Annotated in this window: 14 protein-coding genes; 4 read left to right on the forward strand and 10 right to left on the reverse strand. The window is 63.7% G+C overall.

Going from position 1 to position 12,572, the window contains the following annotated elements:
* Positions 1-66: 66 nt before the first annotated feature.
* Positions 67-1,470, reverse strand: a complete 1,404-nt coding sequence (locus AC0L24_RS09540; protein ID WP_127269560.1) for an L-serine ammonia-lyase — start codon at positions 1,468-1,470, stop codon at positions 67-69.
* A gap of 178 nt (positions 1,471-1,648) precedes the next feature.
* Between AC0L24_RS09540 and AC0L24_RS09545 the strand changes: the two genes are divergently transcribed.
* Positions 1,649-2,362, forward strand: coding sequence for a DUF599 domain-containing protein (locus tag AC0L24_RS09545; protein WP_127399310.1), 714 nt, complete (start codon positions 1,649-1,651; stop codon positions 2,360-2,362).
* Here AC0L24_RS09545 and AC0L24_RS09550 read toward each other — a convergent pair.
* The 6 genes from AC0L24_RS09550 to AC0L24_RS09575 form a co-directional block, all read right to left on the reverse strand.
* Complete coding sequence (locus AC0L24_RS09550) at positions 2,341-3,132, reverse strand: YdcF family protein (protein ID WP_127276740.1); 792 nt, start codon at positions 3,130-3,132, stop codon at positions 2,341-2,343. The genes AC0L24_RS09545 and AC0L24_RS09550 overlap by 22 nt on opposite strands.
* Before the next feature lie 125 nt (positions 3,133-3,257).
* The gene (locus AC0L24_RS09555) at positions 3,258-4,823 is read right to left on the reverse strand and encodes an amidase (protein ID WP_127810474.1); all 1,566 of its coding nucleotides are present in this window, start codon (positions 4,821-4,823) and stop codon (positions 3,258-3,260) included.
* Entirely contained in the window at positions 4,823-5,278 is a 456-nt protein-coding gene (locus tag AC0L24_RS09560; RefSeq protein ID WP_127380854.1) for a GNAT family N-acetyltransferase, read from the reverse strand. Before AC0L24_RS09560 ends, AC0L24_RS09555 begins: the two co-directional genes overlap by 1 nt.
* A gap of 8 nt (positions 5,279-5,286) precedes the next feature.
* Complete coding sequence (gatC, locus tag AC0L24_RS09565) at positions 5,287-5,574, reverse strand: Asp-tRNA(Asn)/Glu-tRNA(Gln) amidotransferase subunit GatC (protein ID WP_127810475.1); 288 nt, start codon at positions 5,572-5,574, stop codon at positions 5,287-5,289.
* 118 nt (positions 5,575-5,692) lie between these two features.
* Positions 5,693-6,109 carry a hypothetical protein gene (locus AC0L24_RS09570; RefSeq protein ID WP_127321156.1) on the reverse strand — a complete coding sequence of 139 codons (417 nt, stop codon included), beginning with the start codon at positions 6,107-6,109 and terminating at the stop codon, positions 5,693-5,695.
* A gap of 24 nt (positions 6,110-6,133) precedes the next feature.
* On the reverse strand, positions 6,134-6,841 hold the full coding sequence (locus AC0L24_RS09575) for a metal-dependent hydrolase (RefSeq protein WP_127810476.1): 708 nt from the start codon (positions 6,839-6,841) through the stop codon (positions 6,134-6,136).
* 123 nt (positions 6,842-6,964) lie between these two features.
* On the opposite strand from AC0L24_RS09575, the gene ruvX reads away from it, so the two are divergent.
* Positions 6,965-7,471 (forward strand): Holliday junction resolvase RuvX, encoded by a 507-nt coding sequence (gene ruvX / locus AC0L24_RS09580; RefSeq protein WP_023812961.1) that lies wholly within the window; start codon positions 6,965-6,967, stop codon positions 7,469-7,471.
* On the opposite strand, the gene AC0L24_RS09585 is transcribed toward ruvX, so the two are convergent.
* From AC0L24_RS09585 to AC0L24_RS09595, 3 genes are all read right to left on the reverse strand, one after another.
* On the reverse strand, positions 7,389-7,730 hold the full coding sequence (locus tag AC0L24_RS09585) for a DUF6105 family protein (RefSeq protein WP_127272493.1): 342 nt from the start codon (positions 7,728-7,730) through the stop codon (positions 7,389-7,391). The two genes, ruvX and AC0L24_RS09585, sit on opposite strands and share 83 nt — an antisense overlap.
* On the reverse strand, positions 7,730-8,299 hold the full coding sequence (locus tag AC0L24_RS09590) for a hypothetical protein (RefSeq protein WP_127810477.1): 570 nt from the start codon (positions 8,297-8,299) through the stop codon (positions 7,730-7,732). Before AC0L24_RS09590 ends, AC0L24_RS09585 begins: the two co-directional genes overlap by 1 nt.
* A 193-nt stretch (positions 8,300-8,492) precedes the next feature.
* Positions 8,493-10,121, reverse strand: coding sequence for a DNA alkylation response protein (locus AC0L24_RS09595; RefSeq protein ID WP_027036690.1), 1,629 nt, complete (start codon positions 10,119-10,121; stop codon positions 8,493-8,495).
* A gap of 193 nt (positions 10,122-10,314) precedes the next feature.
* Between AC0L24_RS09595 and AC0L24_RS09600 the strand changes: the two genes are divergently transcribed.
* Both AC0L24_RS09600 and AC0L24_RS09605 read left to right on the forward strand, forming a co-directional pair.
* Positions 10,315-11,274 (forward strand): aspartate carbamoyltransferase catalytic subunit, encoded by a 960-nt coding sequence (locus AC0L24_RS09600; protein WP_127327334.1) that lies wholly within the window; start codon positions 10,315-10,317, stop codon positions 11,272-11,274.
* Entirely contained in the window at positions 11,271-12,557 is a 1,287-nt protein-coding gene (locus AC0L24_RS09605; RefSeq protein WP_127810479.1) for a dihydroorotase, read from the forward strand. Before AC0L24_RS09600 ends, AC0L24_RS09605 begins: the two co-directional genes overlap by 4 nt.
* Positions 12,558-12,572 lie beyond the last annotated feature (15 nt).

Genomic DNA, 12,572 nt, shown 5'->3' on the forward strand with positions numbered 1-12,572 from the left:
TAGTCCCGCACGCGAACGCGTCAACGACCGGATCGACTTCTCCACAGTGGCGGTTTAGGCCAGCCTTCAGCACTCCACGACGTTGACTGCAAGCCCGCCAAGGCTGGTTTCCTTGTACTTCTCGTTCATGTCGAGGCCGGTCTGGCGCATGGTCTCGATCGCCGCATCGAGCGGTACGAAATGGATGCCGTCGCCCTTGATGGCCAGTGACGCTGCGGTCACCGCCTTGACCGCGCCCAGCGCATTGCGTTCTATGCACGGCACCTGCACCAGCCCGCCGACCGGATCGCAGGTCATGCCGAGATGATGTTCGAGCGCGATCTCGGCGGCATTCTCGACCTGCTCGGGCGTGCCGCCCATGACGGCGCACAGGCCGGCCGCCGCCATCGCCGACGCGGAGCCTACCTCACCCTGACAGCCGACCTCGGCGCCCGAGATCGATGCGTTGGTCTTGATGATGCCGCCAACGGCGGCAGCCGTCAGCAGGAAATCACGAATGCTCGGCTGGTCCGCCTCGGGATGGAAATGCAGCCAGTAGCGCAGCACCGCCGGCAGCGTGCCGGCAGCGCCATTGGTCGGCGCGGTGACCACGCGGCCGCCGGCGGCATTTTCCTCGTTCACGGCCATGGCGTAGATCGACAGCCAGTCATTGGCGAGCAAAGGATTGGGCTTGTTCTGCTGCCACTGCTCCTGCAGCTTATCGTGCAGCATGCGGGCACGGCGGCGCACCTTCAGCCCACCCGGCATGATGCCATCCTGCGACAGGCCACGGTCGATGCAGCCCTTCATGGCGCTCCAGATTCCGTCGAGGCCGGCGTCGAGCTCCTCGCGCGTCATCTGCGTCTCCTCGTTGACGCGTTTCATGTCGGCGATGGAAAGGCCGCTTTTGCCGGCCATGGCCAGCATCTCGACCGCATTCTTGAACGGATAAGGCACTTTCTTGCCTTCGGTTGTCACCGAACCCTTGGCTTTCATCCGCTGCAGTTCTTCTTCGGAAACCACGAAGCCGCCGCCGATCGAATAATAGATGCGCTTGAGCAGCAGGCGGCCGCCGGCGTCATAGGCGTAGAACGCCATGCCGTTGGCGTGACCGGTGAGCGGCGTCTTGCGGTCCAGCACCAGATCGGTGGCCGGATCAAAGCGATAGGAGGGATGGCCGGGCGGCGAAATGCGCTTTTCGGCGGCGATGCGGCTGGCAATGCCATCGGCCTGGTCGGGATCGACCGTCTGCGGCGTCAGACCGGCAAGGCCGAGCATGACGGCGCGATCACTGCCGTGGCCAATGCCGGTGTAGGCGAGTGACCCGTGCAGGCTCGCGCCAAGCCGGTCAACCTTGACGCCCGCCGGACGCGGCCAGTCATTTCCCGCGACCTCGTCGAGAAACCGCGCAGCGGCGGTCATCGGCCCCATCGTGTGCGAACTCGAGGGTCCTATGCCGATCTTGAACAGGTCGAAAACCGAAAGGAACACGCGGCGTTGTCTCCTGGAGTCAGGTCGAGGACTACATATAGGAATTCCCACGATGTTTCCGCTCTTTTGGAAATCGCGGCGCTGCACCCGCCGACCTTGTTTGCTCCGGCAGCGACATTGGTACGATCGCTGTATGCGGACATCGAAGCGATTGCGCTGAATGTGATAAATTCAGTCCATGGGCGATTCCCTCGATCTTTCGACAGCCGATCTCGCGGCGCTGGCCTTCTTCCTCGTCGCGTGGCTGCTGCACACGTTCGCCTCCGATGGCAAGCTGGTCAGCCGCATATCGCTGACGACGGCGATGAATGCACAGCGGCAAGCCTGGATGCGGACCATGGCCGAGCGCGAGATCCGCATCGTCGACACCGCCATTATGAGCGGGCTGCAGCAAGGCACCGCCTTCTTCGCCTCCAGCTCGCTGATCGCCATCGGCGGCTGCTTTGCCCTGCTCGGCGCGTCCGACCGGGTTCTTGAAGTGCTCAGCGACCTGCCCCTGGGTGGCGCGCCGTCGCGCGCGGCCTTCCAGATAAAGGTGTTCGGGCTGGTGCTGATCCTGGCGTTTTCGTTCTTCAAATTCGGCTGGGCGTACCGGCTGTTCAACTATTGCACGATCCTGATCGGCGCCGTGCCGATCCCGCATGGCGAAGCCTCACGCAATCCGGTCACCGAAACGGCGGTGTGGCGTGCGGCGCAAATGAACATGCTGGCCGGCAAGCACTTCAACTCCGGCCTGCGCGGGGTGTTCTTCTCGATCGGTTATCTCGGCTGGTTCGTCGACCCCATGGTGTTCGTGTTGTCGACGCTGTTGCTGCTGGCCGTTCTGGTGCGGCGCCAGTTCTTCTCGGCCGCCAGGCAGGCGGTGATCGGTCAGCCGCCTGGAAAAGGCTGATCGATCCGGCCAGACAGCCAATAGGCAAAAAGCCCGATCCATTCGCGGATGGCCATGGTGGTGGCCTGCAGTGAGTCGGCCGGATTATCGCGGAACAGCCCGATGCCTTCTTTGCCCGAGGTGCGATAGTCGACCGGCCAGGGAACGGTGGCGAAGCCAGCCTTGTCGAACAGCGCCTTGGCGCGCGGCATATGGAAGGCTGAGGTCACGAGCAGCCAGGTCTCGCCGGGCTTCGGCGTGACCAACTCCTTGGTGAAGACCGCGTTCTCATAGGTGTTGCGGGATTTGTTCTCCAGGATCAGACGATCGGCGGCCACGCCAAGCGCGGTGAGCAGGCGCGGCGCGGTTGCGGCATCGCCCTCGCCATCGAGAAACAACGCGCCGGTGCCGCCGGAGACGACCACCTTGGCGGTGGGAAAGCGCCGGGCCAGAACTGCGGTCTCGACCATCCGATCGCCGCTGCTGTTCAACTCATAGCCGCCGCGCGCCAGATTGATGGCGCCCTCAAAGCCGCCGCCGAGCACGACGATGCCGTCGACCTTTGCCGGCAGCGGCGGGCGCGCGAAGCGCTCTTCCAGCGGATTGAGCATCATGGCGCCGAGCGACGTCCAGGCTGACAGCGCAAGGATCAGAAATGCCAGCAAGCTGCCGGTGGCCGCCAGCCGCCGGCGCCCGATCATGGCCGCGAGCAGTCCCGCCAGCAGCAGGAAGATCGCCAGGTTCAGCGGCTGGATGAAGAACCAGAATATCTTGGACAGGTAGAAGAACATCGCTCACCCCATTGCAGCGCCGCGCGGGCGTGGGCGCTCAAAGGACGCTAACACTTTGATTTTGCGTAGCATCCTTCCGAAAATCGATTCCGACTTTCAGGGCATCCGCTAGACGAGCGACGTCCCTACCACCACTTCTCCGGCTGGAACGTGCCTGCGGCCTGCTCGATGACGGCGGCGGTCTGGAACAGGGTTTCCTCGTCGAACGGCCGACCGATCAGCTGCAGCCCGAGCGGCAGGCCCTTGGCGTCGAGCCCGGCGGGCACGGCGATGCCCGGCAGGCCGGCCATGTTCACCGTGACGGTGAAGATGTCGTTGAGGTACATCTTGACCGGATCGGCAGCCATGTCCTCATCGGCGACGCCGAAGGCGGCGGACGGCGTTGCCGGGGTCAGTATGACATCGACGCCGGCGGCGAAGACCGTCTCGAAATCCCGCTTGATCAGATTGCGCACCTTCTGCGCCTGCAGGTAGTAGGCGTCGTAGTAGCCGGCCGACAGCACATAGGTGCCGATCATGATGCGGCGCTTGACCTCGCGGCCGAAACCGGCGGCGCGGGTCTTCTCATACATGTCGACGATATCCTTGCCCGGCACGCGCAAGCCGTAGCGGACGCCATCATAGCGGGCGAGGTTGGATGACGCCTCGGCGGGCGCCACGATGTAATAGGCGGGCAGCGCGTATTTGGTGTGCGGGAGGGAAATGTCGACAATCTCGGCGCCGGCGTCCTTCAGCCAGGCAATGCCCTTCTGCCACAGCGCCTCGATCTCTTCGGGCATGCCGTCGACGCGGTATTCCCTGGGAATGCCGACCTTCATGCCCTTGATCGGCTTGCCGATCGCGGCCTCATAGTCCGGCACTGGCCGGTCGACCGACGTCGTGTCCTTCGGATCGACCGAGGCCATCGACTTCAACAGGATCGCGGCATCGCGCACGTCGCGCGCGATCGGGCCGGCCTGGTCGAGCGACGAGGCGAACGCGACGATACCCCAGCGCGAGCAGCGGCCATAGGTCGGCTTGATGCCGACCGTCCCGGTGAAGGCGGCCGGCTGGCGGATCGAGCCGCCAGTATCCGTCGCGGTCGCGCCGGCGCACAGGAAGGCGGAGACTGCCGTGGCCGACCCGCCGGAAGAGCCACCCGGCACCAACTGCGCATTGTCCAGGCTGCGCACGGTCCTCGTGCCGCCGGCCGAGACGAAGCCGCCGTCGCCTTGATGCGTCGTCGGCATCACCGCAGTATCGAGGCGCGAGCGCCGCCACGGATTGATGACCGGACCATAGTAGGACGTCTCGTTGGACGAACCCATGGCGAACTCGTCCATGTTGAGCTTGCCGAGCATAACGGCGCCGTCGGCCCACAGATTTGACGTAACGGTCGATTCGTAGCGCGGCTTGAACCCGTCGAGCACATGGCTGCAAGCCTGCGTGTGGACGCCTTCGGTGCCGAACAGGTCCTTGATCCCCAACGGAATGCCTTCCAGCGCACCGCCCTCGCCCTTGACCAGCCTGGCGTCGGACGCCTTGGCCATGTCGCGCGCCTTGTCGCCGGTCACGGCGACATAGGCATTGAGCGCCGGATTGGCGCGCTCGATAGCGCCGAGATAGGCCTCGGTGATCTCGGTCGCGGTGATTTCCTTGCCGCGCAGCTTGGCGCGGGCCTGTGAAATCGTCAGCTGGGTCAGGTCGCTCATCAAAGGCTCTTTTCGTAAAACACCGACCACTCAGAATCGGGATAATCCAGCACCGGGCCGCAACGCGAAAACCCGGCGCGCTCGTAGACTGTCCACGCCGCGGGATGACGATCGCCCGTCTCCAGCACCAGTCGCTTCAGTCCCTCGTTGCGCGCCAGCGCCTCGACCCGCTCAACGATTTTCGCGCCGATCTTCTGGCCGCGATGCGACGGCCTGATATACATGCGCTTGACCTCGCCAATGGCGCCGTCATGACGCTTCAGCGCGCCGCAGCCAATGGCCAGGCCTTTATCTCGGGCGATGAAAACCGTCGTGTCCTCACCGGCCATCTGCTCAACCGTCAAATGGTAGCAATGCTCCGGCGGCGTCAGTTCGAGCAAGGTCTCGTTGAGTTCGGTGACCAGCCCGCGCAGGTCGTCCTGGAGCGGCGTCTCAATGGCGATCTCGATTGCCATCGGCGGACTTACTCCACGACCTTCGGCACGAGGAAGAAATTCTCTTCGGTCGCCGGCGCGTTGACGACGATGTCGGCCGCCTTGCCGCCGTCGGTGACGACATCGCTGCGCTTCTTCATGTCCATCGGCGTCACCGAGGTCATTGGCTCGACACCGGAAACATCGACCTCGTTCAGCTGCTCGACGAAGCCCAGAATGGCGTTCAGCTCGCCGGTCATCCGTTCGGCATCCCCTTCGCTCACCGCGATGCGGGCGAGATGCGCGACGCGCTTCACTGTCTGAAGATCTACGGACATGTTTTTGCCTCGGGGAAAACCAGTTCGGGCTATAGCGGCGCCGCGCGCGCTGCGCAACATGCATCGTGCGAGAGACCAGGCTGTGCCGACGGCCCGCTCATCGGCTCTCAGAATACGTCTATGGCAGGGCAACGCCTTCGCACAGATAGTAGCTGCCGCTGTTGCCGCTTGCTTCGCTTTCGTCGTCGACGGGCCGAACCGACACGAGATCGATCTGCTTCGCGTTCATTTGCGTCACCGAGAGAACGTCGGGAAAGACATAACCCGGTTCCTGGCAGATGGCCGTCACCGCCCAGCTCGGCGAAGCCGTCGCCTTGCTGATCTGCAGAAACTCGCAATTGTATTCGACGCTTTGCAGGCCGTATGCCGAAAGCACGATGTTGCCGGCGTCGATCAGCGTTTGCAGCGTGTCCTTCTTGGCCTGTTTGCAAAGCTCCTCGGACTGAAGGTAGACGCCTTCGATGAAATCATCCGCAGCGAGCGCGGGCGACGCCGCGACCAGTATGGAAACGCAAAAAGATTGCCTCAAAGCCATGGTTTTATTCCATTATGGCTGCTTCTAAATCGTAATCGTCTCGCCAATCTTGGGCAAAGCCACCTTGATGCCGGATCCTTCCAGGCCGGCCTCGAACTTGTCGGCGGTCGGGTCGATCATCGGAAAGGTGCCGAAGTGACAGGGAACCACGGTGTCGAACTTGAAGAAGCGCCGGCAGGCAAGTGCGGCCACCGCGCCGCCCATGGTGAAGCGGTCGCCGATCGGCACCAGGCCGATCTTCGGCTCGTGCAGCTCGTTGATCAGCGCCATGTCGGAAAAGATGTCGGTGTCGCCCATGTGGTAGAGCGTCTTGTCTTCCGGGAAATGCAGGACGAGGCCGCCGGGATTGCCGAGATAGGTGTTCTGGCCGCCATCGCCGGGAAAGGAAGATGAATGCAGCGCCTGGACGAAAGTGGTGGTGAAGCCGCCGCAATCGACGGTGCCGCCGATGTTGCCCGGGTTGATCTTCTTGTCGCTGGCGCCCTTGCCGACCAGGTACATGCAGATCTCGAAATTGGCGACTAGCTGGGCGCCGCTTTTGCCAAGCACTTCCAGCGCGCCGCTGATGTGGTCGCTGTGGCCATGCGTCAGCAGTACATGCGTGATTCCCTCCGCCGGTCCCTCCCAGCCGCCCGTCCAGGACGGATTGCCGATCAGATAAGGATCGATGAGGATCTTGGCATCAGCGGTCTCGATGCGAAAGGCCGAGTGGCCGTACCAGGTCAGTTTCATGAATGCATTCCTCGATTTTTATCTTGCCAAAGGATAGAACGCCGACGGCCCCGAGATCAAAGGGTTACTGTGTCCACCACGCGTTTGACAAAACACGTGGTGGTGAAAGGCGAAGGACGGCCGGTGGGCATTATCACGATCGAGGAATTGCCGGCGCGGCTGACCGGCGGCAAGACGCTGGCGGGACTTGACCTCGGCGACAAGACGATCGGCGTCGCGGTCTCGGATCAGAGATTTTCCTTCGCCCATCCGCGCCCGGTCATCATGCGAAGGAAATTCTCGCTCGATGCGGCGGTGCTGCTCGCCTTGCTGCGGAAGGAGAATGCCGGCGCGGTGGTGATTGGGCTGCCGATCAACATGGACGGTTCGGAAGGTCCGCGTGCGCAGAAATCGCGCGCCTTCGTTCGCAACATGGCCCAGATGAGCGACCTGCCCTTCGTGCTCTGGGATGAGAGACTATCGACGGTCGCGGCCGAAAGGACGCTGATCGAGATGGATTTCTCGCGCCGCAAGCGCGCCGGCAAGATCGATTCGGCGGCAGCCGCGTTTATTCTGCAGGGAGTTTTGGACCGGCTTCAGTCGCTCCACGCATCCGCTCGAACGGAACCGGACCCGCCCAGCGCTGTTTGACCCAGCCGGCGATTTCGCGGCGACGGCGGAAAGCCCAAAGCGCCATCAGCAGCAACCCGTCGAAGACGCACGTCTTCGCCACCATGCCGGGAATGATCGCCGGATCGATGCCGAGCATCTGACCATAGAGCTGGAAGAAGAAGTCGTGCATCTGTCGGCTGAGCATCGTGTAGCCGAAATTGATGTCGTTGGCCGACAGATAGAACCAGCCCCAGAAAATCGCCATCGGCGCCGCCCAGAACCCGAAGATGTAACGCATCAGCGGCCTCCCCTGTGATTGGAGCCGGTCTTGGAGACCGTTCGGCCTGATATGAGTGAGAGCAGCGAATTGTGAGCCGCGGCTTTTGCCATGTCATGCGCGACGGCATGGATCTCGCTTTCGCCGGAAGCCGCTGCCACAACCACGGACCGCCGCTCGGCAAGCATGGCGACATAGGACGCCAGAAGTGCCGTCAGCTGCACGGCAACCGCCATGAACAGCCCGTTGATGCCTTGCGCAGCACCTCCGATGACGATCAGCGACAACATGCCGGACGCGCAGATGAAGGCGATGCGGGCGACGCTGTCGGCGCCGGGACTGGTCGCGTCGTTGACCAGGGCTTCGACAAAGGCCCAGAAAAACAGAACCGCGACGACAAGCAATGCGGTGGCGAGCGGCGCCACGACAACGAAATTGTCGAGGTCGACGAAGCGGGTACCCTCGATTGTGGTGCCCAGCACGCCGAGTGCCGCCGCCACACCCCGGTTTCCGTCGATGCAGATGAGCGCAAGCAGGGCGAAAACAATCGCCCAGTGCAAGGCCAGAAAAGAGGTCAGTACCTGTCGCATCGGTGTTCCTGCTTCGCAAAGCAAGAGACGGCCAATCTGAACCATTCCCTGCTCGCGCCGGGACAGTGGGCCTTGCCGTCCGCCATCGCAACGGAAACCATTTGTTAAGGTTAACAGTGATTAGCCATACGCGTGAGGATGCCGCCAACGCGTCAAAACTGTGGATGGCGCCGATTTTTGCGATGCTCGCCGCTCAGTTCACCGGCGGATAGAGCGTGTCGATGATCATGCGTGCATCGTGGCGCGAATCGATCATGCCATAGGTGTTGCGCCATTGGCCGGCCAAACGCGTCTCGACGAAAGCGTCGGCGATCCGCCCTGCCCCCAGGCGGCGCAATTCCGCCGCCGCAGCCGACAGTGCCAACTGCTCGGTCAGCAGCCGGGCCGAACCTTCGTCGGTTGAGGCAACCTGCATCGCCGCCTTCAGAACGCCGATCGTGCCGCGTCCGCCGGCGCCGAGATCACGGTCGATGCCGGCCAGCACATCCTCGAACAGGCCGGGCGCACGGCCGAGCACGCGCAGCACATCAAGCGCCATGACATTGCCCGAGCCTTCCCAGATCGCGTTGACCGGGGCCTCGCGATAGTAGCGGGCGAGTGGCGCCTCCTCGACGTAGCCGTTGCCGCCTAGGCACTCCATCGCCTCATAGAGCAGCGGGGGCGCGATCTTGCAGACCCAGTATTTGACGACCGGCGTCATGGCCCGGGCAAACGCCGCCTCGCCGCGATCGCTGGCCGCCTCGTCGAAGGACCGCGCCAGCCGGAACGACAGCGCGGTGGCGGCGGCGACGTCGAGCGCCATGTCGGCCAGAACGCGCTGCATCAACGGCTGCTCGATCAGGGTCGAACCGAACACCTGGCGATGGCGGGCGTGGTGAACGGCCTCGGCGAGGCCCGCGCGCATGATCGCCGACGAGGCGATGGCACAATCGAGCCGGGTCAGGGTGACCATGTCCATGATCGTCTTCACACCGGCACCGGGTTCGCCGACCATCTCGCCGATGGCATTGACGAATTCGACTTCGGAGGAGGCGTTGGAACGGTTGCCGAGCTTGTCCTTCAGTCGCTGAAAGCGGAAGCCGTTGCCCGAACCGTCACCGAGAACGCGCGGCACGAGGAAGCACGACAGCCCCTCCGGCGCCTGCGCCAGCACCAGGAACGCATCCGACATCGGCGCCGACATGAACCATTTGTGCCCCGTCAGACGATAAAAACCGCTGCCGGCGCGTTCCGCCCTCGTCACATTGGCGCGCACATCGGTGCCGCCCTGCTTCTCGGTCATGCCCATGCCGAGCGTCAGCCCGGTCTTCTCGACCGGCGGTTTCTGGCTCTGGTCGTATTTGCGCGTCGTCACGCGCGGCGCCCATTCGCGAAACAGTTTTGGGCTGGCCATCAAGGCCGCCAGCGAAGCGTTGGTCATGGTGATGGGGCACAGATGCCCGGTCTCGAGCTCCGCCGTCAGATAAAACCGGGCGGCACGGACTTGATGGCGGCGGCCGATCTCGGTGTCGCCGTTCTCCCACACCGAGGAATGCAGCCCGTTGGCCACAGAGCGGCGCATCAAGGCGTGATAGGCGGGATGGAACTCGACCACGTCGATGCGCCGTCCCTGGCGATCATGCGTCCTGAGCTTCGGCGTCTCGACATTGGCGAGGCGCGCCAGTTCCTGCGCCTCCTGCGTCAGCACGAAGCGGCCGAGACCGTCGAGATCTTTGCGCACCGGATCGGAAAAACGCTCCGCGAGCTGGATCAGCAACGGATCGCCCCGCCAGGCGTTGCCGCCCGTCAGCGGCGGCGGCTGGTTCGTCACGTCGTCGGTCACGCCCAATCCCTCTATCGTCAGAAAGCCACGAATCCGAGGCTGTCGGCTAGATATAGCCAAGCCATGCAGCGCGCGCGATGAAAATACCGGCCGATACAATCGGCCATCTATACGAAAAAATTGAGGAGAACGGCTGCAATGCAAAGCTGGCGCTTGCAGCCGCAAAGTCTCCACCCTATAGCAGCGCCTTGAGATGACCGACGCTTCGTCCCCCTATCCTCATCGCCATCTTCTGGGCATCCGCGACCTTTCCCCCGCCGATATCGAGCTGTTGCTCGACAGGGCGGACCGAGCGGTCGCGATCTCGCGGCAGTCCGAGAAGAAAACCTCGACGCTGCGCGGCCGCACACAGATCAACCTCTTTTATGAAGCCTCGACGCGCACGCAGTCGTCGTTCGAGTTGGCCGGAAAGCGGCTCGGCGCCGATGTGATGAACATGTCGGTTGCGAGTTCTTCGGTGAAGAAGGGCGAAACGCTCATCGATACGGCGATGACGCTGAATGCGATGCGGCCCGACATATTGATCATCCGTCACCAATCGGCCGGTGCGGCCGCGCTTCTGGCGCAGAAGGTCGGCTGCTCCGTCGTCAATGCCGGCGACGGCGCGCATGAACACCCGACACAGGCGCTGCTCGATGCGCTGACCATTCGTCGCGCCAAGGGCCCGCTGTCGAAGCTCATCGTGGCAATCTGCGGCGACATCCTGCATTCGCGCGTGGCACGTTCCAACATCATGCTGCTCAACGCGCTCGGCGCGCAGGTGCGCGTCGTCGCACCGTCGACGCTTCTGCCCACCGGCATCGAGAAGATGGGCGTCATCGTCACCCGCTCGATGGCCGAGGGCCTCAAGGACGCCGATGTGGTGATGATGCTGCGCCTGCAGCGCGAGCGCATGGAAGGCGCGTTCGTGCCTTCGGTGCGCGAGTATTTCCGCTATTTCGGCCTCGATGCGGAAAAACTGAAGGCGGCCAAGGGCGATGCGCTGGTGATGCACCCCGGGCCGATGAACCGCGGCGTCGAGATCGCCTCGGAAATCGCCGACGGTCCGCAGAGCGTCATCCAGGAACAGGTCGAAATGGGCGTCGCCGTGCGCATGGCCGTCATGGAAGCGCTGCTTGACCCGCGCCGCAATCATGAAGGCCGCGGCGCATGAGCATAACGGTCTTCGAGCGCGCCCGCATCGTCGACCCGTCGCGCGGCATCGACGAAGTCGGCGCCGTCATCGTCGACGGCCGTAAGATCGTTGCCGCCGGCAAGGCGGCGCTAAACCAGGGCGCGCCCGAGGGCGCAACCGTTATCGACTGCGCCGGCAAGGCGATCATTCCAGGCCTGATCGACGGCCGGGTCTTCATCGGTGAACCGGGCGGCGAGCATCGCGAGACTATCGCGTCGGCAAGTGTCGCGGCGGCGGCCGGCGGCGTCACCTCCATCGTCATGATGCCCGACACCGATCCGGTGATCGACAATGTGGCGCTGGTCGAGTTCGTGCTGCGCACGGCCAAGGACACGGCCATCGTCAACGTCTTTCCAGCGGCGGCGATCACCAAGGGCCTCGACGGGCGCGAAATGACCGAGTTCGGCCTGCTGCGCGAAGCAGGCGCCGTCGCCTTTACCGATGGCCGCCACACCATATCGAGCGCGCTGGTGATGCGCCGCGCGCTGACCTATGCACGCGACTTCGGCGCCACCATCGTGCATGAGACGCAGGATGCGGACCTCGGTTCGTCCGGCGTGATGAACGAGGGCCTCTACGCCAGCTGGCTGGGCCTCTCCGGCATTCCGCGCGAAGCCGAATCCATCCCGCTGGAGCGCGATCTGGCCCTGGCGCGGCTGACGCATGGTTCGTACCATGCAGCAAAGATCTCGACGGCGATGGCAGCAAACGCCGTCACACGTGCGAAAGCCGACGGGGCGACGGTGACGTCAGGCGTGGCGATCCACAATCTGTCGCTCAATGAAAACGATGTCGGCGAATACCGCACCTTCTTCCGCCTGACGCCACCTTTGCGCGCTGAGGAAGACCGTCTGGCAATGATCGAAGCGGTCAGGGACGGCACGATCGACATCATCGTCTCCTCGCACGATCCGCAGGATGTCGACACCAAGCGCCTGCCCTTTGCCGATGCGGCGGCCGGCGCCATCGGGCTGGAGACGCTGCTGGGCGCGGCATTGCGGCTCTATCACAATGGCGATGTGCCGTTGCTCCGGCTGATCGAAACCCTGTCCACCGCTCCGGCAAAACTGTTCGGCCTGCCCGGCGGCACGCTGAAGCCGGGTGCTGTCGCCGATCTTGCGCTTGTCGACCTCGACGAGCCCTGGATCGTCAGCGAAAGCGGCATTCGTTCGCGCTCGAAAAACACCTGTTTCGAAGGCGCGCGGCTGCAAGGCAAGGTCTTGCAAACGCTGGTTGCGGGCCGCACAGTGTTTTCCGCCTGAACCGGCCACGGCGCA

It is taken from the genome of Mesorhizobium sp. WSM4809, assembly GCF_055811655.1.